Source organism: Burkholderia sp. E168m15, from assembly GCF_016586105.1.
Classification (GTDB): domain Bacteria; phylum Pseudomonadota; class Gammaproteobacteria; order Burkholderiales; family Burkholderiaceae; genus Burkholderia; species Burkholderia orbicola.
Map to the genome: position 1 here is coordinate 1 of NZ_BCPO01000024.1, position 24,470 is coordinate 24,470.

Annotated in this window: 27 protein-coding genes; 25 read left to right on the top strand and 2 right to left on the bottom strand. The window is 66.1% G+C overall.

Annotated features, from left to right (window positions below):
• The 9 genes from JMF86_RS03900 to groL form a co-directional block, all read left to right on the top strand.
• A partial coding sequence (locus JMF86_RS03900; protein ID WP_374039634.1) for a beta strand repeat-containing protein occupies window positions 1–1,527 on the top strand: 1,527 nt, incomplete at its 5' end.
• A 313-nt stretch (window positions 1,528–1,840) separates the two neighbouring features.
• On the top strand, window positions 1,841–2,200 hold the full coding sequence (locus JMF86_RS03905) for a hypothetical protein (RefSeq protein ID WP_006476747.1): 360 nt from the start codon (window positions 1,841–1,843) through the stop codon (window positions 2,198–2,200).
• A gap of 27 nt (window positions 2,201–2,227) precedes the next feature.
• Window positions 2,228–2,743 carry a sigma-70 family RNA polymerase sigma factor gene (locus JMF86_RS03910; protein WP_006476746.1) on the top strand — a complete coding sequence of 172 codons (516 nt, stop codon included), beginning with the start codon at window positions 2,228–2,230 and terminating at the stop codon, window positions 2,741–2,743.
• Window positions 2,740–3,522 (top strand): anti-sigma factor, encoded by a 783-nt coding sequence (locus tag JMF86_RS03915; protein ID WP_027807803.1) that lies wholly within the window; start codon window positions 2,740–2,742, stop codon window positions 3,520–3,522. Before JMF86_RS03910 ends, JMF86_RS03915 begins: the two co-directional genes overlap by 4 nt.
• A gap of 26 nt (window positions 3,523–3,548) precedes the next feature.
• Window positions 3,549–3,971 (top strand): quinol oxidase, encoded by a 423-nt coding sequence (locus tag JMF86_RS03920; protein ID WP_201316761.1) that lies wholly within the window; start codon window positions 3,549–3,551, stop codon window positions 3,969–3,971.
• A complete protein-coding gene (locus tag JMF86_RS03925; protein ID WP_041489164.1) occupies window positions 3,968–4,600 on the top strand; it encodes a sigma-E factor regulatory protein RseB domain-containing protein in 633 nt (210 codons plus the stop codon). Before JMF86_RS03920 ends, JMF86_RS03925 begins: the two co-directional genes overlap by 4 nt.
• Before the next feature lie 44 nt (window positions 4,601–4,644).
• Window positions 4,645–5,157 carry an SRPBCC family protein gene (locus JMF86_RS03930; RefSeq protein ID WP_201316762.1) on the top strand — a complete coding sequence of 171 codons (513 nt, stop codon included), beginning with the start codon at window positions 4,645–4,647 and terminating at the stop codon, window positions 5,155–5,157.
• Window positions 5,158–5,548: 391 nt separating this feature from the next.
• Window positions 5,549–5,842: a co-chaperone GroES gene (locus JMF86_RS03935; RefSeq protein WP_011544732.1), complete on the top strand. Its 294-nt coding sequence runs from the start codon at window positions 5,549–5,551 to the stop codon at window positions 5,840–5,842.
• A gap of 46 nt (window positions 5,843–5,888) precedes the next feature.
• Window positions 5,889–7,529 carry a chaperonin GroEL gene (gene groL, locus JMF86_RS03940; RefSeq protein WP_006476740.1) on the top strand — a complete coding sequence of 547 codons (1,641 nt, stop codon included), beginning with the start codon at window positions 5,889–5,891 and terminating at the stop codon, window positions 7,527–7,529.
• A 146-nt stretch (window positions 7,530–7,675) separates the two neighbouring features.
• Here the strand turns inward: groL and JMF86_RS03945 are convergent, their stop codons facing one another.
• The gene (locus tag JMF86_RS03945) at window positions 7,676–8,542 is read right to left on the bottom strand and encodes a hydroxymethylpyrimidine/phosphomethylpyrimidine kinase (protein ID WP_054927441.1); all 867 of its coding nucleotides are present in this window, start codon (window positions 8,540–8,542) and stop codon (window positions 7,676–7,678) included.
• A gap of 255 nt (window positions 8,543–8,797) precedes the next feature.
• On the opposite strand from JMF86_RS03945, the gene JMF86_RS03950 reads away from it, so the two are divergent.
• The 8 genes from JMF86_RS03950 to JMF86_RS03985 all read left to right on the top strand — a co-directional run bounded on the left by JMF86_RS03950 (window position 8,798) and on the right by JMF86_RS03985 (window position 15,413).
• The gene (locus JMF86_RS03950) at window positions 8,798–8,968 is read left to right on the top strand and encodes a rubredoxin (protein WP_004186709.1); all 171 of its coding nucleotides are present in this window, start codon (window positions 8,798–8,800) and stop codon (window positions 8,966–8,968) included.
• 104 nt (window positions 8,969–9,072) lie between these two features.
• On the top strand, window positions 9,073–10,374 hold the full coding sequence (locus JMF86_RS03955) for a hypothetical protein (protein ID WP_125380787.1): 1,302 nt from the start codon (window positions 9,073–9,075) through the stop codon (window positions 10,372–10,374).
• 182 nt (window positions 10,375–10,556) lie between these two features.
• Window positions 10,557–11,135 (top strand): YqgE/AlgH family protein, encoded by a 579-nt coding sequence (locus tag JMF86_RS03960; protein ID WP_011544736.1) that lies wholly within the window; start codon window positions 10,557–10,559, stop codon window positions 11,133–11,135.
• Window positions 11,132–11,581 carry a Holliday junction resolvase RuvX gene (gene ruvX / locus JMF86_RS03965; RefSeq protein ID WP_006476737.1) on the top strand — a complete coding sequence of 150 codons (450 nt, stop codon included), beginning with the start codon at window positions 11,132–11,134 and terminating at the stop codon, window positions 11,579–11,581. The genes JMF86_RS03960 and ruvX overlap by 4 nt, the downstream gene beginning before the upstream one ends.
• Window positions 11,568–12,092: a bifunctional pyr operon transcriptional regulator/uracil phosphoribosyltransferase PyrR gene (pyrR, locus tag JMF86_RS03970; protein ID WP_125380786.1), complete on the top strand. Its 525-nt coding sequence runs from the start codon at window positions 11,568–11,570 to the stop codon at window positions 12,090–12,092. The genes ruvX and pyrR overlap by 14 nt, the downstream gene beginning before the upstream one ends.
• A 73-nt stretch (window positions 12,093–12,165) precedes the next feature.
• Window positions 12,166–13,197 (top strand): aspartate carbamoyltransferase catalytic subunit, encoded by a 1,032-nt coding sequence (locus JMF86_RS03975; protein WP_006476735.1) that lies wholly within the window; start codon window positions 12,166–12,168, stop codon window positions 13,195–13,197.
• Between the two features lie 61 nt (window positions 13,198–13,258).
• The gene (locus JMF86_RS03980; RefSeq protein WP_175808999.1) at window positions 13,259–14,536 is read left to right on the top strand and encodes a dihydroorotase; all 1,278 of its coding nucleotides are present in this window, start codon (window positions 13,259–13,261) and stop codon (window positions 14,534–14,536) included.
• Window positions 14,537–14,555: 19 nt separating this feature from the next.
• Window positions 14,556–15,413, top strand: a complete 858-nt coding sequence (locus tag JMF86_RS03985) for a 1-acyl-sn-glycerol-3-phosphate acyltransferase (protein ID WP_175809000.1) — start codon at window positions 14,556–14,558, stop codon at window positions 15,411–15,413.
• 37 nt (window positions 15,414–15,450) lie between these two features.
• Here the strand turns inward: JMF86_RS03985 and JMF86_RS03990 are convergent, their stop codons facing one another.
• Window positions 15,451–16,290: a symmetrical bis(5'-nucleosyl)-tetraphosphatase gene (locus JMF86_RS03990; protein WP_175809001.1), complete on the bottom strand. Its 840-nt coding sequence runs from the start codon at window positions 16,288–16,290 to the stop codon at window positions 15,451–15,453.
• Window positions 16,291–16,633: 343 nt separating this feature from the next.
• On the opposite strand from JMF86_RS03990, the gene rfbB reads away from it, so the two are divergent.
• Genes rfbB through JMF86_RS04030 form a run of 8 tightly spaced genes read left to right on the top strand, consistent with a single transcriptional unit; the run spans window position 16,634 to window position 24,427 of the window.
• Window positions 16,634–17,695 carry a dTDP-glucose 4,6-dehydratase gene (rfbB, locus tag JMF86_RS03995; protein ID WP_012328028.1) on the top strand — a complete coding sequence of 354 codons (1,062 nt, stop codon included), beginning with the start codon at window positions 16,634–16,636 and terminating at the stop codon, window positions 17,693–17,695.
• Window positions 17,696–17,706: 11 nt separating this feature from the next.
• Window positions 17,707–18,600 (top strand): glucose-1-phosphate thymidylyltransferase RfbA, encoded by an 894-nt coding sequence (gene rfbA / locus JMF86_RS04000; protein WP_011694186.1) that lies wholly within the window; start codon window positions 17,707–17,709, stop codon window positions 18,598–18,600.
• Window positions 18,585–19,136, top strand: coding sequence for a dTDP-4-dehydrorhamnose 3,5-epimerase (rfbC, locus tag JMF86_RS04005; RefSeq protein ID WP_175809002.1), 552 nt, complete (start codon window positions 18,585–18,587; stop codon window positions 19,134–19,136). Before rfbA ends, rfbC begins: the two co-directional genes overlap by 16 nt.
• Window positions 19,129–20,028 (top strand): dTDP-4-dehydrorhamnose reductase, encoded by a 900-nt coding sequence (gene rfbD / locus JMF86_RS04010; protein WP_054927448.1) that lies wholly within the window; start codon window positions 19,129–19,131, stop codon window positions 20,026–20,028. Before rfbC ends, rfbD begins: the two co-directional genes overlap by 8 nt.
• A gap of 1 nt (window position 20,029) precedes the next feature.
• A complete protein-coding gene (locus JMF86_RS04015) occupies window positions 20,030–20,929 on the top strand; it encodes a glycosyltransferase family 2 protein (RefSeq protein WP_233631921.1) in 900 nt (299 codons plus the stop codon).
• A gap of 60 nt (window positions 20,930–20,989) precedes the next feature.
• Window positions 20,990–21,772 carry an ABC transporter permease gene (locus JMF86_RS04020; RefSeq protein ID WP_054927450.1) on the top strand — a complete coding sequence of 261 codons (783 nt, stop codon included), beginning with the start codon at window positions 20,990–20,992 and terminating at the stop codon, window positions 21,770–21,772.
• A gap of 10 nt (window positions 21,773–21,782) precedes the next feature.
• Window positions 21,783–22,532 (top strand): ABC transporter ATP-binding protein, encoded by a 750-nt coding sequence (locus JMF86_RS04025; RefSeq protein ID WP_012328033.1) that lies wholly within the window; start codon window positions 21,783–21,785, stop codon window positions 22,530–22,532.
• Window positions 22,533–22,549: 17 nt separating this feature from the next.
• Window positions 22,550–24,427, top strand: coding sequence for a glycosyltransferase family 2 protein (locus tag JMF86_RS04030; RefSeq protein WP_054927451.1), 1,878 nt, complete (start codon window positions 22,550–22,552; stop codon window positions 24,425–24,427).
• The last annotated feature ends 43 nt before the right edge of the window (window positions 24,428–24,470 follow it).

Sequence of the window (24,470 nt, forward strand, 5' to 3'; positions counted from 1 at the left end):
AATCCGACCGGCGCCTTGACTGGCGCCCTCGGCACGGTGACGGGCGCATTGGGCGGTGTTGGCGGCGGTAATCCGACCGGCGCATTGACCGGCGCGCTCGGCACGGTGACAGGCGCATTGGGCGGTGTTGGCGGCGGTAACCCGGCCGGCGCATTGACCGGCGCCCTCGGCACGGTGACGGGCGCATTGGGCGGCATCGGCGGTGGCAACCCCGCTGGCGCACTGACCGGCGCCCTCGGCACCGTAACCGGCGCCCTGGGCAACCTCGGCGGCGGCGCGAACCCGATCACCCCGATCCAGAACATCGTGAACCAGGTCACGGGCACGCTCGGCAGCGGCAACCCGACCGGCGCACTGAGCAACGCGGTCAACACGATCACTGGCACGCTGGGCAACGTCGGCGGTGCAGGCAGCCCGCTCGCGCCGGTGCAAGGCGTCGTCACGCAACTCGCCGGCACGCTCGGCAACGGCGATCCTGCGGGTGCGCTGACGAACGCACTGAACTCGGTGACGGGCGCGCTCAGCGGCGCGAACCCGCTGGCGCCGGTGCAGGGCGTCGTGAACCAGGTCGTCGGCACGCTGTCGGGTGCAGGCGGCGGCAGCCCGATCACGCCGATCACGAACCTCGTCAACGGTTTGCAGAACGCCCTGCCGGGCGGCAATCCGGCCGGCGCGCTGACCGGCGCACTCGGTTCGGTGACGGGCGCGCTCGGCAACCTCGGCGGCACGAACCCGCTGGCGCCGGTGCAAGGCGTCGTCAACCAGGTCGTCGGCACGCTCGGCGGCAGCAACCCGGCCGGCACGCTGAGCAACGTGGTCGGGACGGCCACGGGCGCCCTCGGCAACGCGGTCGGCTCGGTGGCCGGTGCGCTCGGCGCGCTGGGCGGCACGAGCCCGCTGGCGCCGGTGCAGGGCGTCGTGAACCAGGTCGTCGGTACGCTCGGCAGCGGCAATCCGGCCGGTGCACTGACGGGCGCGCTGAACTCGGTGACGGGTGCCCTCGGCAACCTCGGCGGCTCCAATCCGCTGGCGCCGGTGCAAGGCGTCGTCAACCAGGTGGTTGGCACACTGTCCGGTGCGGCCGGCAATAGCCCGATCGCCCCGATCACGAACCTCGTGAGCGGCCTGACGGGCGGCGGCAACCCGGCCGGCGGCAACCCGGCCGGCGCACTGACCGGTGCGCTCGGTTCGGTGACGGGCGCACTCGGGTCCGGTCCGGCGGCGCTCGGCCAGGCGGCCGGCGCGCTGTCGGGGGCGGCCGGTTCGACGGCAGCGGCGGGCGGCAGCCTGCTCGGCGCGGGCGCGAATGCGGCCGGCGGTACGGCCGGCGCGGTCGGTTCGCTGCTGACGACGGGCGCCAACTCGACGGCGACGGTCGTCAATGCGGCCGGCACGTCGGTGGGCACGGTGATCGGTTCCGCGCCGGGCCTGTCGGTGACGCCGCATTCGGGCAACGGCTCGGCGAACAACCCGCTCGCACCGGTGACGACACTGCTTCAGTCGCTGACCGGCGCACTGCCGAGGTAACCGGCCGAACCCGCACGACGGCGCCGTATCGGCCGTCGTGCGAGACGCTCGCGCGATACGGCCCCTGCAACAGGGGTCGCGCAACGCGGCATGACAGCGATGTCATGCCGCGTTGTTATTTCAGGCTTCCGCTCGCTTTCGTCGCATGAATGATCGCCGCCGCGCGTCGCGGCGTGGCATGGAATAACCGGCCATCCCTGTCCGTTTACATACCGAGTTCCGGCACCGCCGGCCGGCGGGATAATGATCGCGACGCAGCCGATCGTCCCGTCCGGCGGCACCGTGTCGCGACACGACGTCAAGGAGAACGGGAATGAAACGGATGCTCTTCGCCACCGCGCTGACGGCGGCGATCGTGCGGCCGGCGGCCGCGGAACCGCCACAGGTCGGCGACGGGAAACTGGTCGACGAAGCGCACATGACGTTGTACGTGTTCGATCGCGATGCGCCGGGCAAGAGCATGTGCGACGGCACGTGCGCAGCCAACTGGCCGCCCGCGCTCGCCGACGCGTACGACAAGGCGTCGGGGGCGCTGAGCCTCGTCGCCCGCGACGACGGCAAAAAGCAGTGGGCGTACCGCGGCCGCCCGCTGTATCGCTGGAAGATGGACCACAAGGCCGGCGACGCGGGCGGCGACGGAATCGGCGGCATGTGGCACGTCGCACGGCCGTGACCGCGCGGCGACGCGCGAGGCATCCCGATGAGCTATGAGTCGGACCTGCTGGTGTGGCTTCCGCATCTCACGCGCTATGCGCGTGCGCTGACGGGCGAGCGCGCGTGGGCCGACGATCTTGTGCAGGACACGCTCGAGCGTGCGCTGAACCGGCCGCCGCGCGACGGCGGCAACCTGCGCGCGTGGTTGCTGACGCTGTTGCGGCACCGCTTCATCGATCAGTTGCGCGCGCGGCACGAGATCGCGGTCGACGACGCGACGGCGCCGTGGCAGACGATGGCTGCCCCCGCCGGCGAGGTCGGCGGCCTGGAGTTGCGCGACGTGCAGCGCGCGCTGTACCGGCTGCCGGTCGAGCAGCGCGAGGTGCTGCTGCTGGTCGCGCTCGAGGAGTTGAGCTATCGCGATGCCGCGCAAGTGCTCGGCGTGCCGGTCGGCACGGTGATGTCGCGGCTCGCGCGGGCGCGTGCGCAGATGCGCGCGTTGCTGTCGGACGCGCCGTCGCCGCACGGCACGGCCACGTTACGGGTGATCGGGAAGCCATGATGGACGATCCGCGCAAGCCTTCGAATCAGCAGGACGACGATGCGTCGGCGCAACTGCTGTCCGCGCTGCTGGACGGCGAACTGTCCGGGCACGAGCGGCGCGAGATGCTCGAGCGCCTGCAGTCCGATCCGCAGGAAGCCGAACGATTCGCCCATTACCGTGCTCAGCGCGATGCGCTGAAAGCACTGTTCCCGTTGCCGGCCGCCGCGCCCGCGTTGTTCGTGCAGCGCCGCGCGCCGCGCTGGCGCGCCGTCGCCCACGCGTTCGCCGGGCTGGCGGCCGGGCTGCTGATCGGTGTCGCGCTGCATGCGGGCTGGGTGGCGTTCGGCCGCGAACCGGCGTTCGCCACGCGCGCGGATGTCGCGTACGCCGTGTACGCCGCCGACCACGAGCATCCGGTGGAAGTCGGTGCGGCCGATCCCAAGCGTCTCGCCGCGTGGCTGTCGGCGCGGATTGGCCGGCCGGTGCGCGCGCCGTCGCTCGACGAATACGGTTACGCGCTGCTGGGCGGTCGATTGCTGCCCGGCGACGCGGGGCCGGCCGCGCAGCTCATGTACCAGCGCGCGGACGGCGCGCGCGTGACGCTGTACATGACCGCATACGATGCGCGTCGCCTCGCGCCGCGGGCGATGTCGGCCGACGGTCGATACACGTATTTCTGGTCGGATCGCGGCATGGGTTATGCGCTGTCCGGCCGTGGCGACGAACGGCGTCTGCGCGAACTCGCGATCGACGCATGCGGCGCGCTGGGCGGGCCGACCGACGCGTGGAAGGGATGACGTGCGGTGCCCGCGGGGAGCAGGCGATGAAGACGGCGATGATGAAGGGGGTGGTGCTGACGGCGGTCGTCGCGGGCACGATGCTTGCGCAAGCGCAGGGCGATGCACCCGTGCGCGTGCCGGTCGATGCCGATGGCGTGCAGCGCGTGACGATCGTCGGCGGCAGCTATTTCTTCCGGCCGAACCACGTGATCGTCCGCGCGCACGTGCCGGTCGAGCTGACCGTATCGGCCGAGCCCGGCGTGGTGCCGCACAGCTTCGAGATCGACGCGCCGCCGCAGGCGGGCATCGCGGTGCATACCGAGCTCGGCACCACGCCGAGAACGTTTCGTTTCACGCCGCAGCAGCCGGGCCGGTTCGCCTACTATTGCACGCACCGGCTGCTGTTTTTCCGCAGCCATCGCGAGCGCGGGATGGAAGGCGTACTCGATGTCGAGGCAGCGCCGTGATCGCCGCGTTGCTGGCCGCGAGCCTGATAGGAGCGAGCATGACAGCCGATCCCGTGACCGTCGCGCAGTCGCATTTCGACCACGTCCGCTCGTACCGCGCGACGATCCGCTCGTCGGCGCGCGACGGCGAGCGCACCGAAATCCGCTACGCGTACCTGAAGCCGGGCTTCGTCCGGATGGATTTCGTGTCGCCGCATCGTGGCGCGGTGCTCGCGTACGATCCCGGGGACGGCAAGGTGCGGCTGCGCCCGTTCGGCACGCATGCGCCGCCCGCGCTGACGCTGTCGCCGTCCAATCCGCTCGTGCGCGACCGCGCCGGCCACCGGGTCGACCGCTCGGACGTCGGCGAACTGCTGCGCAACGTGCATGCGCTGCAGCAGGGCGGCGCGACGGTGATCGAAGGCGAGGAAGCCGTCGGCGGCCGGACCGCGCAGCGCGTGCTGGTCACGGGCGCGCCCGCGCACGCGGTCGACGGCGTGCATCGTTACCGGTTGTGGCTCGACGCCGCGGATGGTTTTCCACTGAAAGTGGTGAGCTACGCCGACGATGACGACGTGCCGCTCGAAACCGTGACGCTCGACGACGTGGAGATCGACGTCGCGTTTCCCGAGCGTTTCTTCGCGCCCTGACGGCGCGCCGATCCGCGTTCCCGAACGCGCATGCCGGAGGCTGCATGGCGGAATACCGGTTTTCGACGACCTGGCGGGTGGATGCGTCGCTCGCGGCGGTCTGGGATGCGATCTATCAGGTCGACCGCTGGCCCGACTGGTGGAAGGGCGCCGTGCGTACCGTCGAGCTCGAGCCGGGCGACGCGCGCGGCGTCGGCGCCTTGCACCGGTATACATGGAAGGGCGCGCTGCCGTACCGGCTGACCTTCGACATGCGCGTGCGGCGCGTCGAGCGGCCGCATGCGCTCGAAGGTCGTGCGAGCGGCGCGATCGAGGGCGACGGACGCTGGTCGTTCGCCGCCGCCGGCGCGCGCACCGTCGTGCGCTACGACTGGCACATCCGCACGCATGGCTGGATGAACTGGCTGGAGCCGCTGGCACGGCCGCTGTTCCGATGGAATCACGACGTCGTGATGCGCGAAGGCGCGAAGGGCCTCGCCCGGCGGCTGGCCACGACCGTCGAGACGGAGGGCCGGATCTTCCGGCCGCTGACGGACGCGGACTGCGCCGACGCGTGAAGCGGCCCGGCGACGCCGGCGAACGAGCACGTCGCGGCAGACGAAATCGGCGTCCGCACGGTTTTTTCGATGCGATGTCATCGGTCTCAGGAACTCCGGGCTTACCCGGTGTCCAAACGGGGCTGGATGACAGGCGCGGGCCGCTCGAGCCCTTCCGCCGGGGCGGTTGCGTACGTCATGGATTTGTTTTGAAAGGGTTTTTGGTTGTTTTCGTGGGTTTTCCCGCCGCGTCGCCGCCCCAAAAATTCCTCTGGTTCCCCTTCTTGAATTTGTCAAAACCCGTCCATATAATTAGCACTCGCTGCACGAGAGTGCTAACAATTCTCTGCCGGGCGATAAGCCGGGCAGATTCCCTAAGCGTTCTTCAATCTCAGTCAAGAGAGGAGTGAATATGAACCTTCGTCCTTTGCACGATCGCGTGATCGTCAAGCGCCTGGATCAGGAAACCAAGACCGCCTCGGGCATCGTGATCCCCGAAGCTGCTGCTGAAAAGCCGGATCAAGGCGAGATCCTCGCGGTCGGCCCGGGCAAGCGCGACGACAAGGGCGCACCGATCGCACTCGACGTGAAGGTCGGCGATCGTGTCCTGTTCGGCAAGTACGCAGGTCAGACCGTGAAGGTCGACGGCCAGGAACTGCTGGTCATGCGCGAAGAAGACATCATGGCCGTGGTCAACGCCAAGTAAGCGTCCTCCGACGGTACATATTCCCAAGAATTCAAGGAGTTAGAAGATGGCAGCTAAAGACGTCGTATTCGGCGATTCCGCCCGTTCGAAGATGGTCGAAGGCGTGAACATTCTCGCCAACGCAGTCAAGGTCACGCTGGGTCCGAAGGGCCGCAACGTCGTGCTCGAGCGCAGCTTCGGCGGCCCGACGGTCACCAAGGACGGTGTGTCGGTCGCGAAGGAAATCGAGCTGAAGGACAAGCTCCAGAACATGGGCGCGCAAATGGTCAAGGAAGTCGCTTCCAAGACCAGCGACAACGCAGGCGACGGCACGACGACGGCAACCGTCCTCGCGCAATCGATCGTTCGCGAAGGCATGAAGTACGTCGCATCGGGCATGAACCCGATGGACCTGAAGCGCGGCATCGACAAGGCAGTCGCAGCGGCTGTCGAAGAGCTGAAGAAGATCAGCAAGCCGTGCACGACCAACAAGGAAATCGCACAGGTCGGCTCGATCTCGGCGAACAGCGATTCGTCGATCGGCGATCGCATCGCTGAAGCGATGGACAAGGTCGGCAAGGAAGGCGTGATCACCGTCGAAGACGGCAAGTCGCTGGCCGACGAGCTCGACGTCGTCGAAGGCATGCAGTTCGACCGCGGCTACCTGTCGCCGTACTTCATCAACAACCCGGACAAGCAAGTCGCCGTCCTCGACAACCCGTTCGTGCTGCTGCACGACAAGAAGGTGTCGAACATCCGTGATCTGCTGCCGGTGCTCGAGCAAGTCGCGAAGGCTGGCCGTCCGCTGCTGATCATCGCAGAAGACGTCGAAGGCGAAGCACTCGCGACGCTGGTCGTCAACAACATCCGCGGCATCCTGAAGACCGTTGCGGTCAAGGCGCCGGGCTTCGGCGATCGTCGCAAGGCGATGCTGGAAGACATCGCGATCCTGACCGGCGGTCAAGTCGTCGCGGAAGAAACCGGCCTGACGCTCGAGAAGGCAACGCTGGCAGAACTGGGCCAGGCGAAGCGTATCGAAGTGGGCAAGGAAAACACGACGATCATCGACGGCGCAGGCGAAGCCGTGAACATCGAAGCACGCGTGAAGCAAGTGCGCGCGCAAATCGAAGAAGCGACGTCGGACTACGACCGTGAAAAGCTGCAAGAGCGCGTGGCCAAGCTGGCAGGCGGCGTTGCAGTGATCAAGGTCGGTGCTGCGACCGAAGTCGAAATGAAGGAAAAGAAGGCACGTGTCGAAGACGCACTGCACGCAACCCGCGCAGCTGTGGAAGAAGGCATCGTGGCAGGCGGCGGCGTCGCGCTGATCCGCGCTCGTACCGCGATCGCAGGCCTGACCGGCGCGAACGCCGACCAGAACGCCGGCATCAAGATCGTGCTGCGCGCAATGGAAGAGCCGCTGCGCCAGATCGTCACGAACGGCGGCGAAGAAGCCAGCGTCGTGGTGGCGGCAGTTGCTGCAGGCAAGGGCAACTACGGCTACAACGCAGCAACGGGCGAGTACGTCGACATGGTTGAAGCCGGCGTCGTCGACCCGACCAAGGTCACGCGCACCGCACTGCAGAACGCAGCTTCGGTTGCTGGCCTGCTGCTGACGACGGACGCAGCTGTCGCAGAACTGCCGAAGGAAGACGCACCGATGCCGGGCGGCATGCCGGGCGGCATGGGCGGCATGGGCATGGACATGTAATCGACTTCGGTCGATGGTGTCCGGAGCGCGCAGCGATGCGCGTTCCAGCCAAAAGAAAAGACCCGCAGCGATGCGGGTCTTTTTTTATTTGCACGTGGAATTCGGCATGCCGTTCGCGGCGGCGGGACCTGCCCGCCGCGCGCAACTCAATGCCGATGCGACGTCCTCGGCACCAGATCGGCCTTCACGGCCGGCGGCGTGTCGGAGTCGTCATTGCTGCGCGCCCAGAAGAACCGATCGGGCAGGTACGCGCCCATGCCGGGCCGGAACGCGTCGCGCACGGCCTGGTACAGGTATTCCTGCGCCTCGCGCACGGCTTCGGGCGGCTCCTGGCCGTTCGCGAGCAGCGCCGCGATGGCCGCGCCGAGCGTATCGGTGATGCCCATCAGCCGGTGCGGCGAGCGATCCCACATGTCTTCGCGAAGCTGGCCTTCCTCGCCGTACAGCGTATTGACGAGCCGGTGCGAACCGGTTTCCGACGACAGGATGTATTCGCAGCCCTGCGACAGCAGGTGCGACACGGCCGCGTCGAGATTCGGCGCCTCGGCATCGCCGTCCGGCTGCGCGAGCGCGATCAGCGTCGCGTGGTCGGCGACCAGCAACGTGGTTTGCGGCGCCAGCAGGTCGGCGATCGATTCGCGCAGGTCGTCGGCGGCGAGCACGTGTTCGTCGTCGAGCGTGAAGTCCGGCGCGAGCACGAGCGGCACGCCGTCGTAGTCGGCGACGACTTCGGCGATCGCGCTGACGACTTCCGCGCGCGTCGCCGCGCCGATCTTGAACGCGGCAACCGGCATGTCTTCGAGCAGCATGCGCGCCTGCGCAGCGACGACATCGGGGTCGAGGCCGGTGACTTCATCGCAGGCGGCCGAGTCGCGCACGGTATAGCCGGTCAGGACGGACACGCCGTGACAGCCCATGCTCGCCAGGGTCATCAGATCGGCTTGGAGGCCGGAGCCGCCGGTGGGATCGGACAGGCCGAAGGTGAGGACGATCGGAGGGGCGTTGCTGGACATGTAAAAATGGGGCAAGAGAAAAACGGACGAGCGACGGACATGCGGACGGCGAGGCGAATGGGCGGGTTCGGCCCTGTGTTGCCCGGCAGGCCGCACTTTTCAACCATTATGCGGTGGAATCCGGCCGGTACGACGGATTTTTTAGCGCAGCGCAACGTAGGCGCCGTCCTCCAGCGCGATTGCTAGGCAGTCCGGCCCCGACACGGTACCATCATGGCTCCCGAATTTACCGACTTTTCCCCGACGCGGCTTAAGATGGAATACAAGAGCTGGATGTGCCTGATTTGTGGCTGGATTTACGACGAAGAAGCCGGGCTGCCGGAAGAGGGCATTGCCCCGGGCACGCGCTGGGAAGACGTCCCGATCAACTGGACGTGTCCCGAATGCGGCGCCCGCAAGGAAGACTTCGAGATGGTCCAGATCTGACCGGGCCCGTCGCCCACGGGCACTCCGCTCAGGCCTCGCACCGGCCCGGCGTTCGCGCGCCGCGGTTCGCGCGAGCGACTTGACGATGACAGGCGCGCGTGTCCATGACGTCCGATCCGGCGAACGTTCCCCACCCTGACGCATTGCCCAACCCGCGTGGCGGGGCCGTGCGTGCGGCCGACGCATGGCTGGCGGCGGCCGCCGACGCATTCGAGCGGCGCGACGATGCAGCGGCGCCGCTTGCCGCGGCCGCGGCGGTGCTCGCGGAAGCCGGCTGGCTGCCGGCCGCGCGTTTCGCCGGACAACTGTCGGCCACCGTGCCGCTCCTCGCCACCGAGCCGACCTCGGCCGGCTGGCGTGCCGCGCTGCGCGATTTCCGTGCGGCCGTCGGCCGCCACAACCTGCGCGAGCTTGCGTGCTCGCCCATTCTCTTCGAGCATTTCCGTGCGTTGCGCGCGCAAAGCGCCGCCGACCTGCGCACGAGCGCGCCGCTCGATGCGCTCGCGCTGGTCGGCCGCGCGGTGCCGCCTGCCACGCTGCGCGCGCTGCCCGATGCATTCGCGATCCGGATTCGTGCCCGCTACGAGCAGGCGCTGCTCGGCGTGCTGCGTGCCGAGCCCGGCGCGCCGGGCGCGGCGCTCGACGAACTCGACGCGATGCTGGCCGCGCTCACCGACGACGGGCCGTACGATTTCTGGCGGCTCGCGGCCGCGTGCGTGCGCGCGCTGCGCGCAAGCGGCGCGCCCGAGCTGAAGCGCTTTCTCGCGCGGACCAACCTGCTGCTCGGCGAACACGCGCAGGGCCGGCGCAGCGCGCCGCCCGAACTGGTGCGCGAGACGGTGGCGCTGCTGTGGCGCGATTTCGCGCTGTTCGGCGCCGCGGCCGAGGACGTCGCGCTCGTCGACGTGCTGCACGACTACGGGTTGACGGTCGACTGGCACGTGGCCGGCACGCCAGCCTCCGAAGCCTTGTGGGAGGCCGATGCCGCGCGGGCCGAGCACGAGGCGGTCACCGCCGCGCCGACCCGCGCGCTCGGCGTCGTGACCGTCAACGCGCATGCCTATGAGGATTTCCTGCAGACTGCCGATGCATCGATGGCCGACCTTGCGGCCAACCCGGCCGCGGCCGACCCGGGCGCCGCGTGGCATGCGTCCGCCGCCGCCTACCGGGTCGGCACGGCCGCGTGCGCGCTCGGGCTCGGTCACGCGGCGCTGCTGGCCGACACGCTCGGTCTGGCATGGCGTCGCGCGGCGCACGGCGTGCCGCTTGCCGACGGCGGCCTCGATGCGCACCGCCACGCGTCCGACATGCTGCGCGCGGCGCTTCTGAAGATCGCGGCCGGCGTCGCGCCGCCGGATCTTACTGCGGCGTCCGAAGCGCTCGGCACGGCGCTCGGCCGGACCTGACGAACAAGGGGACGGACACACGACGGCGGCCCTTGCCGCGCGGGCCTGCAACACGCTGCCGACAGCGCCCGCGCGCGTGTTAGAGTGCCGTGTGATCCGCGCGCGCCGTTGCCAGCGTGGCGCGGCGTTGCTTGTTGATCGCGGCCCGGTCAGGTCGCGGCGTCTTTGCTAAAATTCAAACCATGTCAAAGCCTTCCGATCGCATCAATCTCACCAACCAGTTCCTGATCGCCATGCCGAACATGGCCGATCCGACGTTCTCGGGAACGGTGGTCTATCTTTGCGATCACAGCGAGCGCGGTGCGCTCGGCCTCGTCATCAATCGTCCGACCGACATCGATCTCGAATCGCTGTTCAACCGCATCGACCTGAAGCTCGACATCGAGCCGCTGCTGCACATTCCGGTGTACTTCGGCGGTCCGGTCCAGACCGAGCGCGGCTTCGTGCTGCACGAGCCGGTCGAGGGCGCGAGCTACAACTCGTCGATGTCCGTCGACGGCGGGCTCGAGATGACGACGTCGAAGGACGTGCTCGAGGCGGTCGCGACGGGCACCGGCCCGAAGCGCTTCCTGCTCACGCTCGGCCATGCAGGCTGGGGCGCCGGGCAGCTCGAGGAAGAAATTGCCCGCAACGGCTGGCTGACCGTCGCCGCCGATCCGCGCATCGTGTTCGACACGCCGGCCGAAGAGCGCTTCGAAGCCGCGCTCGGCCTGCTCGGCGTCAGCTCGTCGATGCTGTCCGGCGAGGCAGGGCACGCATGAGTGGCGCGAGCGCGCGCGATGCGACGCTCCTGGCGTTCGACTACGGCGAAAAACGGATCGGCGTCGCGATCGGCAACGCGCTGACGCGCTCGGCCCGTGCGCTCGTCGTGATCCAGAACCTGAACCGCGAGCACCGCTTCAAGGCGGTCGGCGACCTGCTGGCCGAATGGCGGCCGGATGCGCTCGTCGTGGGCCTGCCGATGCATCCGGACGGCACGCCGCACGACATGACGCAGCAGGCGAAGCGTTTCGGCAACCAGCTGAACGGCCGCTTCGGGCTGCCCGTCACGTGGGTCGACGAGCGCTATTCGTCGGTCGAGGCGGAAGCCGGGCTGCGCGAGCGCAACGTGCGCGGCCGCGCTCGCACCGACATGCTCGATGCCGAAGCCGCGCGCGTCATTCTTCAACAGTATCTCGATCAATTGTCCGACCATGAGCACCATTGACGCCGAGGCGCTTTACCGCGTCCTGCTCGACCAGATCCGCGCCGCGTACGGCACGGCGTTCGCCGAACCGGGCGGCCCGCGGCTCGCCGGCATTTACAGCGGCGGTGCGTGGCTCGCCGAGCGCCTCGCACGCGATCTCGGCGCACCGGCGTTCGGCGTCGTCAACGTCGCGCTGCATCGCGACGACTACGCGAAGAAGGGGCTGCACAGCCAGGCGAGCCCGACGTCGCTGCCGTTCGAGATCGACGGCGCGCGCATCGTGCTCGTCGACGACGTGCTGTACACCGGGCGCACCGTGCGCGCGGCGCTCAACGAGCTGTTCGACTACGGCCGTCCGGCCGCGGTCGAGCTCGCAGTGCTCGCCGATCGCGGCGGCCGCGAGCTGCCGGTCGCCGCGCGCTTCGCGGGCGGCACGCTCGACGTGCCGGCCGACGCGACGCTCGTGCTCGCGCGCGACGAGGCGCGGTTCACGCTGCGTCTCGAGGCCCAGAGCGAGTCGCACGGCGCCTGAACGACACGCGAACCGTATCCCGGGCCGCTGGTTTGCACCGCGGCCCGTTTGCATAGTTGGAATCACGCACACCATGACCACCGACACCACTGGCCGCACCGGCAATCCCGCGGCGGCCGCGAGCCCCGACCGGTTTCGCTACGGTTTCCTGAAGGGCAACCCGCAGCTCACGAAAAACGGCGAGCTGAAGCACCTGCTGTCGATCGAGGGCCTGCCGCGCTCGATCGTCAATCACATCCTCGATACCGCCGAGCAGTTCGTCAGCGTGACGGACCGTGAAGTGAAGAAGGTGCCGCTGCTGCGCGGCAAGTCCGTGTTCAACCTGTTCTTCGAGAACTCGACGCGCACCCGCACGACCTTCGAGATTGCCGCGACGCGCCTGTCGGCCGACGTGCTGAACCTGAACATCAACGCGTCGTCGACGAGCAAGGGCGAATCGCTGCTCGACACGATCAACAACCTGTCGGCGATGCATGCCGACCTGTTCGTCGTGCGCCACGCGTCGAGCGGCGCGCCGTACCTGATCGCCGAGCACTGCGCGCCGCACGTGCACGTGATCAACGCCGGCGACGGCCGTCATGCGCACCCGACGCAGGGCTTGCTCGACATGTACACGATCCGTCACTACAAGCGCGACTTCACGAAGCTGCGCGTGGCGATCGTCGGCGACATCCTGCATTCGCGCGTCGCGCGCTCCGACATCCACGCGCTCACCACGCTCGGCGTGCCGGAAGTGCGTGCGATCGGCCCGCGCACGCTGCTGCCGGGCGGTCTCGAGCAGATGGGCGTGAAAGTGTTCCACAACCTCGACGAGGGGCTGAAGGGCGTCGACGTGATCATCATGCTGCGTCTGCAGAACGAACGGATGAGCGGCGCGCTGCTGCCGTCCGCGCAGGAGTACTTCAAGACGTGGGGCCTGACGCCCGAGCGCCTCGCGCTCGCCGCGCCCGACGCGATCGTGATGCATCCGGGGCCGATGAACCGCGGCGTCGAGATCGATTCGCAGGTCGCCGACGGTCCGCAATCGGTGATCCTCAACCAGGTCACGTTCGGCATCGCGGTGCGGATGGCGGTGATGGGCATCGTCGCCGGCAATAGCGACTGAGCCCGCTTTCGCGCCCCCTCGTTCAGGCATTCAACGCAATCAACGCATTCACAGACAGCGCATGAAGATTCATATCAAAGGCGGCACGCTGATCGACCCGGTCGCCAGCACCGAAGGGCAGGCCGACGTATTCGTCGCGGACGGCAAGATCGCCGCGCTGGGCAGCGCGCCCGTCGGTTTCAACGCGGACCAGACGATCGACGCGTCGGGCCTGATCGTCGCGCCCGGCCTCGTCGACCTGTGCGCGCGGCTGCGCGAGCCGGGCTACGAACACAAGGCGACGCTCGCGTCCGAGATGGCCGCGGCCGTCGCGGGCGGCGTCACGACCCTCGTGTGCCCGCCGGACACCGATCCCGTGCTCGACGAGCCGGGCCTCGTCGAAATGCTCAAGTTCCGCGCACGCAATCTTCGCCAGGCGAACGTGCATCCCCTTGGCGCGCTGACGGTCGGCCTCAAGGGCGAGGTGATCACCGAGATGGTCGCGCTGACCGAATCCGGCTGCGTCGGTTTCACGCATGCCAACGTGCCGGTGCGCGACACGCAGGTGCTGCTGCGCGCGCTGCAGTACGCGAGCACCTACGGCTACACGACGTGGCTGCGTCCGCTCGACGCGTTCATCGGCCGCGGCGGCGTGGCCGCGAGCGGCGCGCTCGCGTCGCGGCTCGGGCTGTCCGGCGTGCCGGTCGCGGCCGAGACGATCGCACTCCACACGATTTTCGAACTGATGCGCGTGACGGGCGCACGGGTGCACCTCGCGCGGCTGTCGTCGGCGGCCGGGCTCGCGCTCGTGCGCGCGGCGAAGGCGGAAGGGCTGCCCGTCACCTGCGACGTCGGCGTGAACCACGTCCACCTGATCGACGTCGACATTGGCTACTTCGACTCGCAGTTCCGGCTCGATCCGCCGCTGCGCAGCGAGCGCGATCGCGAAGCGATTCGCGCGGCGCTCGCCGACGGCACGATCGACGCGATCTGCTCGGATCACACGCCGGTCGACGACGACGAGAAGCTGCTGCCGTTCGGTGAAGCGACGCCGGGCGCGACGGGGCTCGAATTGCTGCTGTCGCTGACGCTGAAGTGGGCGGACGAGACGCGCACGCCGCTCGCGCGGGCGCTGCGCCGCATCACGTCCGCGCCGGCCGACGTGCTGCAACTGCCGGCCGGGCGCCTCGCCGAAGGCGGCGCGGCCGATCTGTGCGTGTTCGATCCGCGCGCGCACTGGCGCGTCGAGCCGCGTGCGCTGAAGAGCCAGGGCCACAATTCGCCGTTCCTCGGCTACGAACTGCCGGCCGCCGTGCGTACCACGCTCGTGGCCGGACAGGTCGCGTTCGAGCGCCACTGAACCACGCGGAACCTTCGCCATGATCGCCTTTCGCAAGCTGCGTCTCGCCTTTCACCTGTTGCGTGGCATGGTGATCGTCGCGCTGCGTTTTTCGCACGTCACGCCCGCGCGCCGCGCCGAGCTGATACGCCGCTGGTCGCTCAAGCTGCTGCGGATCTGCGGGATGCGCCTCGTCGTCCACAACGACGGCGCGCGGCTCAACGCGAGCGCGCTCGTCGTGGGCAACCACGTGTCGTGGCTCGACATCTATGCGGTCAACGCGTGGCGGCCGACGCCGTTCGTGTCGAAGGCCGAGGTGCGGCAGTGGCCGGTCGTCGGCTGGCTCGCCGAGAAGCTCGACACCGTGTTCCTGCAGCGCGAGAAGCGTACCGAGGCGATGCGGATCATGCACGAGATGGCCGAGCGCCTGCGCACCGGCGGGCTGATGTGCGTGTTTCCGGAAGGGACGACGTCCGACGGTCAGGAACTGCTGCCGTTCCATGCGAACCTGTTCCAGGCCGCGGTATCGGCCGGCTGCGCGGTGCAGCCGATCTGCCTGATGTACGAGGACGCGCACGGGCGGCAGTCGGTCGCGCCGGCCTACACGGGCGATCTGTCGCTCGGCACGTCGCTCGACATGGTGTTGCGCGGCGGCCCGCTCGTCGCGCATCTGTACGTGTGCGAACCGATCGCGCCGGGCGGTGACCGGCGGGCGACGTCCGCGGCGGCGCGCGACGCGATCGCGGCCGCACTGGCGACGCTGCAGGAGAAGGTCGGCAAGCCGACGGCCGAGTCGCTCGCCGAGTTGCAGAAGCATGCGTATCCGGCGACCGAGCTCGGCGCCGGTGCGACGGGCGACGCGGCAGCCGATGCGCCGGTGCCGGGGCGCGAGGGCTGATGCGCGGTCGGCCGGGGGCGGGCGAATCAGCGTGCCGTCATTCGCCGCCCGGCGAACGGCACGCTTCGCACTGCACCTGCGTGACCGTGCGCTGCGCAGGGTCGGCCGTGAGCCGCACGGCCGACAACTGATTTCCCCATACGCAACCTGAATCGAGCGCGACGACGTTGTCGCGCAACATCAGGCCGAGCGCGGCCCAGTGCCCGAACACGACCGTCACGTCCTCGGTGCGGCGCCCCGGCACGTCGAACCACGGCAGGTAGCCGGGCGGCGCGCTGTCCGGGCCGCCATTTGCCTTGAACTCCATTGCGCCGTCGGGCGTGCAGAAGCGCAGGCGCGTGAACGCGTTGAATGCGACGCGCATCCGGTCTCGTTTTTTCAGGTTCGGCGCCCATTGATTCGGCTCGTTGCCGTACAGGCCTTGCAGCGTGTCGCGCCAGTCGGGGGCACGCAGCGCGCGCTGTAGTTCGTCGGCGAGTTCGAGCGCGAGCGTGGCGTCCCATTGCGGCAACACGCCGGCGTGCACGAGCAGCTTTTCGTCTTCGACATGCACGAACGGGCGATGGCGGACCCAGTCGAGCAGCGCGTCGGCGTCGGGCGCGTCGAGGATTTCGCCGATCGTGTCGCCCGGACGCTCGGTGCGCAGCCCGGCCGAGACCGCGAGCAGGTGGAGGTCGTGGTTGCCGAGCACGACGGTCGCGCGCGAGCCGAGGTCGACGATCGCACGCAGCGCGGCGAGGGAGCCCGGGCCGCGGTTGACGACGTCGCCGGCGATCCAGAAGGGCGTGTCGGCGGAGGGCGAGAGCTTGTCGAGCAGCGACTGGAAAGCGGAATGACAGCCTTGGATGTCGCCGATGGCGATGGGGGGGAGGGTCATGGGGCAGCGAATTTTGCGAGTATCGAGAATGTCGAAAAAATTATCTGGTCAATGGGCCACTGCGCAATTTATGTTCCGCAACCGTGCGTTGATTTGGCAAGAAATTTCACGCCCGGAAAGGGTTCGAAGCGCTGTATCAAGTTGTTAGCGGCATGGCTTTTGCAGGGGGCGGCTACCTATAATTGTCGCTTTCCCCAACAAAATTAGCATTTCATGACTTTGGAGGCCATGTCGACCGGTTAAAATTCCCGGTTGGACGTGGCAATCACAAGCTACTAGCATTTGTGAATCTGATGTGGCAGGCGCCTGATGGCGTCTGCCGCACGTTATTTGAGGGAGCCTCATGATCCTGGTTACGGGCGGCGCGGGTTTTATCGGTGCCAATTTTGTACTCGACTGGCTGCGCGCATCCGACGAAGCCGTGCTCAACGTTGACAAGCTGACGTACGCAGGGAACCTGCGCACGCTGCAGTCGCTGGACGGAAACCCGAAGCACGTGTTTGCGCGCGTCGATATCTGCGACCGTGACGCACTTGACGCGCTCCTGGCCGAGCACAAACCCCGCGCAGTGCTGCACTTCGCCGCGGAAAGCCACGTCGATCGCTCGATCCACGGTCCCGCGGACTTCGTGCAGACCAACGTCGTCGGCACGTTCACGCTGCTCGAGGCCACCCGTCAGTACTGGAACGGCCTGAACGACGCCGACAAGGCCGCGTTCCGCTTCCTGCACGTGTCGACCGACGAGGTGTTCGGTTCGCTGTCGGCTACCGACCCGCAATTCTCGGAGACGACGCCGTACGCGCCGAACAGCCCGTATTCCGCGACGAAGGCGGGCTCCGACCACCTAGTGCGTGCGTATCACCATACGTATGGTCTGCCGGTACTGACGACGAACTGTTCGAACAACTACGGCCCGTACCAGTTCCCGGAAAAGCTGATCCCTCTGATGATCGCGAACGCGCTCGCGGGCAAGCCGCTGCCGGTGTATGGCGACGGCCAGAACGTGCGCGACTGGCTGTACGTCGGCGACCACTGCAGCGCGATCCGCGAAGTGCTCGCGCGCGGCGTACCGGGCGAGACGTACAACGTCGGAGGCTGGAACGAGAAGAAGAACCTCGAAGTCGTGCATACGCTGTGCGACCTGCTCGACAAGGCGCGCCCGAAGGCCGCGGGTTCGTACCGTGACCAGATCACCTATGTGACCGACCGGCCCGGCCACGATCGCCGCTACGCGATCGATGCGCGCAAGCTCGAACGCGAACTCGGCTGGAAGCCCGCGGAAACGTTCGAGACCGGCCTGGCAAAGACGGTCGACTGGTATCTCGACAACCAGGTGTGGGCCGATGAGGTCGCATCGGGCGAGTACCGCAAGTGGGTCGAGACGAACTACGCGAAACGCACTTGAGGAGAGAAGCGATGGCACGTAAAGGCATCATTCTCGCCGGCGGTTCCGGTACCCGGCTGTATCCGATCACGCACGTCGTCTCGAAGCAGCTGCTGCCGGTGTACGACAAGCCGATGATCTACTACCCGCTGTCGACGTTGATGATCGCGGGCATTCGCGACGTGTTGATCATCTCGACGCCGCAGGACACGCCGCGCTTCGAGTCGATGCTCGGCGACGGCAGCCAGTGGGGGATGAACATCCAGTACGCGGTGCAGCCGTCGCCCGACGGTCTCGCGCAGGCGTTCATCATCGGCAAGGAGTTCGTCGGCAACGATCCGTCGGCGCTGATCCTCGGCGACAATATCTTCTACGGTCACGACCTCGCGAAGCAGCTCGAGCGCGCGCATGCGCAGGAAACGGGCGCGACCGTGTTCGCGTATCACGTGCACGACCCGGAACGTTACGGCGTCGTCGAATTCGACAAGTCGTTCCGCGCGCTATCGATCGAGGAGAAGCCCGCGAAGCCGCGTTCGAACTACGCGGTGACGGGCCTGTACTTCTACGACAACCAGGTGTGCGACATCGCGGCCGACATCAAGCCGTCGCCGCGCGGCGAGCTCGAAATCACCGACGTCAACTCGCGCTATCTCGACAGCGGTGCGCTGAACGTCGAGATCATGGGGCGCGGCTATGCGTGGCTCGACACCGGCACGCACGATTCGCTGATCGAGGCGGCCAGTTTCATCGCGACGCTGCAGAAGCGGCAAGGTCTCGTGGTCGCATGCCCGGAAGAGATCGCGTATCGCCGCAACTGGATCGACGCGGAACAAGTGCTGAAGCTCGCCCAGCCGCTCGCGAAGAACGCATATGGTCAGTACCTCAAGAACATTCTTACGGATCAAGTCGCATGGCCATCCAAGTAACGGCAACGGCGCTGCCCGAAGTCAAGATCATCGAGCCGAAGGTGTTCGGGGACGCGCGCGGGTTCTTCTACGAAAGCTTCAACGGGAAGGAATTCGCCGAGCAGGTCGCACCCGGCGTCGAATTCGTGCAGGACAACCATTCGCGCTCGTCGAAGGGCGTGCTGCGCGGCCTGCACTATCAGATCCAGCACGCGCAGGGCAAGCTCGTTCGCGTGGTCGAGGGCGAAGTGTTCGACGTCGCCGTCGACATTCGCAAGGATTCGCCCAACTTCGGCAAGTGGGTGGGTGTGGTGCTGTCGAACGACAACCATCGGCAACTGTGGGTGCCGCCCGGTTTCGCGCACGGGTTCGTCGTGCTGTCGGAGGCCGCGCAGTTCCTTTACAAGACGACCGACTACTGGTTCCCCGAACACGAGCGCAGCATCGTGTGGAACGACCCGGAGATCGGGATCAAGTGGCCGATCGATTTCGAGCCGCTGCTGGCGGCGAAGGATGCGGCCGGCAAGCGTTTGAGCGAAGCCGAAGTTTATGCGTGAGGTGGGTGTGACTCCTGAGCCGACGATTCTCGTGACGGGTGTGAATGGTCAGGTCGGGTTCGAACTGCTGCGCTCGCTGCAAGGACTCGGCCGCGTGGTCGCATGCGACCGCTCGATGCTCGACCTGTCCGACCTCGATCGGGTGCGCAGCGTCGTGCGCGAGCTGAAGCCGTCGATCATCGTGAACCCGGCCGCGTACACGGCCGTCGACAAGGCCGAGGCGGACGTCGACGCCGCGCGCCGGCTGAATGTCGAAGTCCCGCGTGCTTTCGCAGAGGAGGCGGCGCGCCTCGGTGCAGCGCTGGTTCATTACTCAACCGACTATGTGTTCGACGGCACCAAAGAGGGTGCCTATGTCGAAACGGACGCGACCAACCCGCAGAACGTCTATGGGCTGACCAAGCTGGAGGGCGAGCAGGCCATCGCGGCGACAGGTTGCGCACACTTGATCCTGCGGACGAGCTGGGTGTACGGCCGCCGCGGCAAGAACTTCCTGCTGACGATGCTGAAGCTCGGGAGCGAGCGTCCTGAGTTGCGTGTCGTCGCGGATCAGGTTGGCGCCCCGACATGGTCGAAGACGATCGCCACCGCCACCGCGCACATCGTCGCGCAGGCATTGGCGGCCGATGACGCGGACTGGTGGGCGCGGCGTTCCGGCGTCTATCACTTCACGTCCGCGGGCGCCACGTCGTGGCACGGGTTTGCCGAGGCAATCTTCGCCCAGGCGATGGGCGAGCATGCGCCGAAGGTGTTGCCGATTCCGGCGAGCGACTACCCGGTTCCCGCCAAGCGCCCGTCCAATTCGCGGCTGTCGCACGACAAGCTGACCGAAGCATTCGGGTTGCGGTTGCCGGACTGGGCCGATGCGCTGAAGCTGTGCCTGAGTGAGTAACTTGAATCAGAATTCCGGGGTTCAGGAGCAGACCGGTGTCGTGATTGTGTTCTACCGGCCGGATAGCGGTTGCGTAGTCCGTGCGAACCGGCTCGCCAAAGTATGGCCATGCGTGGTGGTGGATAACACGGAGAGCATCAGTGCGCCGGAAGCGCTCGGGCTCGACGCGCGTATCGACTATGTCGCGAACGGCGCCAATCTTGGCATCGCGACGGCGCTCAACCAGGGCATCGAACGGCTGGCCGCGGCGAACTGTACGTCGGTATTGCTGTTCGATCAGGATAGCGAGCCGTCAGACGAATTGCTGGTCGAACTGCCTCGGACAATGGCGGCCGAGCGCATGCGTAATCGTCGCGTGGCGCTCGTCGGCCCCGCGTACGAGGATGCGCGATTGGGCGGCGTCGCGCCGTTCGTCCGCTTCGGGTACGTGAAGCTGCGCCGGGTTCAGCCGGACGGTGTGCAACCGGTCGAGGTCGACTTTCTGATTACGTCGGGATCGTGCGTGAATCTGGCTGTATGGCGCGACATCGGCCCGATGGACGATTCGCTGTTCATCGACTTCGTCGACCTCGAATGGTGTGTCCGCGCGCGCTCGAAGGGGTATTCGGTGCTCGGCGCGCCGGCGTTGCGGTTGAAGCATGAACTGGGCGGCGAGCCGGTGAAGGTGTTCGGGCGGAGTTACCCGGGGCACAGCGCGGTTCGGCACTACTATCTGTTCCGCAACGCGATCGCGCTGATCCGGCGTTCCTACGTACCCTGGAGCTGGAAGTCGACCGAACTGGTCAAGATGCCGGTCCGGCTTGCGATCTACGCGTTGTTCATGCAGCCTCGCGTGGCGCACCTGCGGCTCTCATTGCTCGGCATCTGGCATGGACTGACCGGGCGCTCGGGGGAGCTGTAATCCATCGATTACGGCAGGTTCCAGGATTTGTCGTCTAACTACTTATTGTTGAAGAATCGCATGCTCACTGTCGCAATTGCAGACCTTAAACAAAGCATCGTGTCCTGGCGGTTATGGACGCTGCTAGGCTGGCTGGAAATCCGGCAGCGCTATGCGCGCTCGCGGGTCGGCCCGTTCTGGCTGACGATCAGCATGGGCGTCATGATCGGGTCGTTGGGCGTCGTCTACGGTACGCTTTTCGGCCAAGACATGCACGCGTATCTGCCGTTCCTGGCAGCGAGTCTTGTGATGTGGGGGCTGCTTTCGCAGACGATTCAGGACGGTAGCGTTGCCTATATCAACAGCGCGTCATACATCAGGCAAATGGCAACCCCAAAGCTGATCTACATGCTGCAGGTGGTGTGGCGAAACCTGATTGTGATGACTCACAACGCCGTGATCATCGTCGTGCTCCTCGCGGTGTTCGGTGTGAAGAGCTGGGAAACTCTGCCATTGTTTATCCCCGGCCTGCTGCTGTACATCCTGAACATTCTCTGGATTGCGATGACGGTTGGTTTGCTGTCTGCACGCTTTCGCGATCTTCCCCAGATCATTTCGGCATTGCTGCAGGTGGCGTTCTACGTGACGCCGATTATCTTTCGTCCCAACGCATTGAACCGCTATACCTTCATCGTCGAGTGGAATCCGCTTGCCTATCTGATCGATGTCGTACGTGGTCCGCTGATCGGGCAGGCGCCGAGTGCGCTGACATGGGGGGTCACGGCCGGTATGGCCGTGGCAGGCTGGATTGTCGCGTTGTGGCTGACCGGTCGTTATGTGAAACGTATCCCGTACTGGGTTTGAGGAGCACGTCGTGGCCTATATCGATTTGAAGAACGTGACGCTCGATTTGCCGATCTATGACGTGCAGGGACGCTCGCTGAAGAAGCAGGTCATGCGCATGGGACGACGCAATCGCATTGCCGAGGGCAGTGATGGCGTAATCGTCGTGCGCGCGCTTGACGACGTCAACGTTCGCTTCGAGCGTGGCGATCGCATTGGACTGATCGGGCACAACGGCGCGGGAAAGTCGACGCTGTTGCGTGTGATGGCGGGCATTTACCCGCCGACAGCCGGCACCGTGTCGCGCAGCGGCAAGGCCGTACCGTTGCTGGATATCAGCCTCGGCATGGATGAAAATTCCACCGGTATGCAGAATATTCGTCTGAGGGGTCTGCTACTCGGGATGTCCGACGCCGAAATCCGCAAGAAACAACAGGATATCGCTGAGTTCTGTGAACTCGGAGACTATCTTGATTTGCCGATTCGTACCTATTCCAGCGGCATGCGGGTTCGCCTTGCATTCGCCGTGTCCACCGCAGTCGATGCGGAAATCCTGTTGCTCGACGAAGTGATGGGCGTGGGCGACGCATCGTTCATGCACAAGGCGGAGGCGCGCTTGGCGGATCTGCATAGTCGTGCCGAGATTGTCGTCCTAGCCATGCATTCCAACAGCGAAATCCGCAAGGTCTGCAACAAGGCGCTGTGGATGGAGCGGGGCCGGATTCGCGCATTCGGCCCGGCCGATGAGGTCGTGTCGCAGTACGAGGCGGCAGTAGCCTGAGTCTCGCCGTTATCCAGATGACATTGTCAAAAATCAGTTCGCTCGTAGGCCGGATCACCGGTGGCAGGAATCTTGGCGCCCTGTTGCGGCAGGGCTATGCCGTCTATCGGCGTGAAGGTTGGGGCGGCGTCAGACGCAAGCTGACGTGGATGATGGCCGGAGCACCTGGGGCGATCGATCCTGAGGATTACGCGAACTGGATAAGTCGACACGATCGGATCGACGACGCAATGCGCGAGGCAATCGCGCGTCGCATCAGCGAGCTTGCAAAAGCACCGCTGATTTCGGTCGTGATGCCGGTCTACAATCCGCGTCCCGAATGGCTGGCGGAAGCGATTGAATCGGTGCGGAGCCAGCTCTATCCTCATTGGGAACTGTGCATCGCCGACGATCGCTCGCCGAACCCGGCGATTCGTCCGCTACTCGAGCGTTATGCCGCATTGGACTCGCGGATCAAGGTGGTATTCCGCGAAACGAACGGCCATATTTCCGCTGCATCGAACAGCGCGCTCGGTCTGGTAACCGGGGAGTGGGTTGCCTTGCTGGATCACGACGATCTTTTGCCGGAGCATGCGCTGTACTGCGTGGCGGATACGATCGAGCGAAATCCGTCAATTCGTCTGATTTATTCGGATGAGGACAAGATCGACGAGGCCGGCAAACGTAGGGATCCGTATTTCAAATGCCAGTGGAACCCCGAGCTGTTTCATTCGCACAATATGTTCAGCCACCTCGGGGTCTACGAGAAAGCACTGCTGGACGAGGTCGGCGGGTTTCGCATCGGCTATGAAGGGTCGCAGGACTACGATCTCGCACTGCGTTGCATCGAGCGCGTCGACGCGAGCGCCATTTGTCATATTCCTCGTGTGCTGTATCACTGGCGTATTCATTCGACCAGCACGTCAAGCGGCGTTGAAGCCAAGCCCTATGCGGCGCTGGTTGGCGAAAAGTCCATCAACGAGCATTTCGGTCGGCTGAAGGCTGCAGCGCATGCCGAATACATCGGATATGGCTATCGCGTTCGGCATGCACTGCCGGCCCAGCTGCCGCTCATTACGCTGATTATTCCGACCCGGAATGCAGTGCACCTGATGCGTCAATGCATCGGTAGCATTCTCGCGCGTACGATTTACGAAAATTACGAGATCCTGATCGTTGACAACGGCTCGGATGACGCGGAAGCACTGCTTTATTTGGAGTCTCTCGTTCAGGATCCTAGAATTCGGGTCTTGAGGGACGATCGACCGTTCAATTACTCGGCGCTGAACAACGCTGCGGTAGCGGCTGCCAACGGCGAGTTTGTTTGTTTGCTCAACAACGACGTCGAAGTCATTTCTCCTGACTGGTTGTCCGACATGGTCGGCCTGGCGCTGCAGCCCGGAGTGGGGGCAGTCGGTGCAAAATTGCTGTATCCGAACGACACCGTGCAGCATGCAGGTCTTGTGTTGGGAATCGTGGGCGTCGCTGGCAATGCGCATAAGCACGTTCCGCGGACGACGCGTGGGTACTTCGGGCGTGCCGGTCTCGTCAGCGCATTCTCTGCGGTGACGGCTGCATGCATGCTGGTGCGCACGTCTATCTACCGGGAAGTCGAGGGGCTGGACGAAAAAAATCTGGCCGTGGCCTACAACGATGTCGATTTCTGCTTGCGCGTCCGCGAGGCGGGCTACCGGAACGTATGGACGCCATTTGCCGAGCTGTATCACCACGAGTCAGCGACACGCGGCCCGGAAACCGATCCATCCAACCAACTGCGATTCCAGCGTGAAACCGCGTACATGATGGGGCGTTGGGGCCAGATGTTGCTGGACGATCCGTGTTACAGCCCGAACCTTACCCTCGATCGTGAGGATTTCAGTCTCGCGTGGCCCCCCAGAGTGGCACCGCTTGCTTAGGTGTCTTGCGAAAACTGATGGCAGTGGTGCACGAAGTGAACTG

Excerpts from the sequence above, each read along its gene's own strand:
- JMF86_RS03930 (WP_201316762.1), top strand. The coding sequence starts at position 4,645 with ATGGCGGAATACCGGTTTTCGACGACCTGGCGGGTGGATGCGTCGCTC.
- JMF86_RS03990 (WP_175809001.1), bottom strand. The coding sequence starts at position 16,290 with ATGACCCTCCCCCCCATCGCCATCGGCGACATCCAAGGCTGTCATTCC.
- JMF86_RS03985 (WP_175809000.1), top strand. The coding sequence starts at position 14,556 with ATGATCGCCTTTCGCAAGCTGCGTCTCGCCTTTCACCTGTTGCGTGGC.
- JMF86_RS03975 (WP_006476735.1), top strand. The coding sequence starts at position 12,166 with ATGACCACCGACACCACTGGCCGCACCGGCAATCCCGCGGCGGCCGCG.
- JMF86_RS03950 (WP_004186709.1), top strand. The coding sequence starts at position 8,798 with ATGGAATACAAGAGCTGGATGTGCCTGATTTGTGGCTGGATTTACGAC.
- JMF86_RS03920 (WP_201316761.1), top strand. The coding sequence starts at position 3,549 with ATGAAGACGGCGATGATGAAGGGGGTGGTGCTGACGGCGGTCGTCGCG.
- JMF86_RS03935 (WP_011544732.1), top strand. The coding sequence starts at position 5,549 with ATGAACCTTCGTCCTTTGCACGATCGCGTGATCGTCAAGCGCCTGGAT.
- pyrR (WP_125380786.1), top strand. The coding sequence starts at position 11,568 with ATGAGCACCATTGACGCCGAGGCGCTTTACCGCGTCCTGCTCGACCAG.
- rfbA (WP_011694186.1), top strand. The coding sequence starts at position 17,707 with ATGGCACGTAAAGGCATCATTCTCGCCGGCGGTTCCGGTACCCGGCTG.
- groL (WP_006476740.1), top strand. The coding sequence starts at position 5,889 with ATGGCAGCTAAAGACGTCGTATTCGGCGATTCCGCCCGTTCGAAGATG.
- JMF86_RS03945 (WP_054927441.1), bottom strand. The coding sequence starts at position 8,542 with ATGTCCAGCAACGCCCCTCCGATCGTCCTCACCTTCGGCCTGTCCGAT.
- JMF86_RS03955 (WP_125380787.1), top strand. The coding sequence starts at position 9,073 with ATGACGTCCGATCCGGCGAACGTTCCCCACCCTGACGCATTGCCCAAC.
- JMF86_RS03960 (WP_011544736.1), top strand. The coding sequence starts at position 10,557 with ATGTCAAAGCCTTCCGATCGCATCAATCTCACCAACCAGTTCCTGATC.
- ruvX (WP_006476737.1), top strand. The coding sequence starts at position 11,132 with ATGAGTGGCGCGAGCGCGCGCGATGCGACGCTCCTGGCGTTCGACTAC.
- JMF86_RS03910 (WP_006476746.1), top strand. The coding sequence starts at position 2,228 with ATGAGCTATGAGTCGGACCTGCTGGTGTGGCTTCCGCATCTCACGCGC.
- JMF86_RS03905 (WP_006476747.1), top strand. The coding sequence starts at position 1,841 with ATGAAACGGATGCTCTTCGCCACCGCGCTGACGGCGGCGATCGTGCGG.
- rfbC (WP_175809002.1), top strand. The coding sequence starts at position 18,585 with ATGGCCATCCAAGTAACGGCAACGGCGCTGCCCGAAGTCAAGATCATC.
- JMF86_RS04020 (WP_054927450.1), top strand. The coding sequence starts at position 20,990 with ATGCTCACTGTCGCAATTGCAGACCTTAAACAAAGCATCGTGTCCTGG.
- JMF86_RS04030 (WP_054927451.1), top strand. The coding sequence starts at position 22,550 with ATGACATTGTCAAAAATCAGTTCGCTCGTAGGCCGGATCACCGGTGGC.
- rfbB (WP_012328028.1), top strand. The coding sequence starts at position 16,634 with ATGATCCTGGTTACGGGCGGCGCGGGTTTTATCGGTGCCAATTTTGTA.
- JMF86_RS03915 (WP_027807803.1), top strand. The coding sequence starts at position 2,740 with ATGATGGACGATCCGCGCAAGCCTTCGAATCAGCAGGACGACGATGCG.
- JMF86_RS03980 (WP_175808999.1), top strand. The coding sequence starts at position 13,259 with ATGAAGATTCATATCAAAGGCGGCACGCTGATCGACCCGGTCGCCAGC.
- rfbD (WP_054927448.1), top strand. The coding sequence starts at position 19,129 with ATGCGTGAGGTGGGTGTGACTCCTGAGCCGACGATTCTCGTGACGGGT.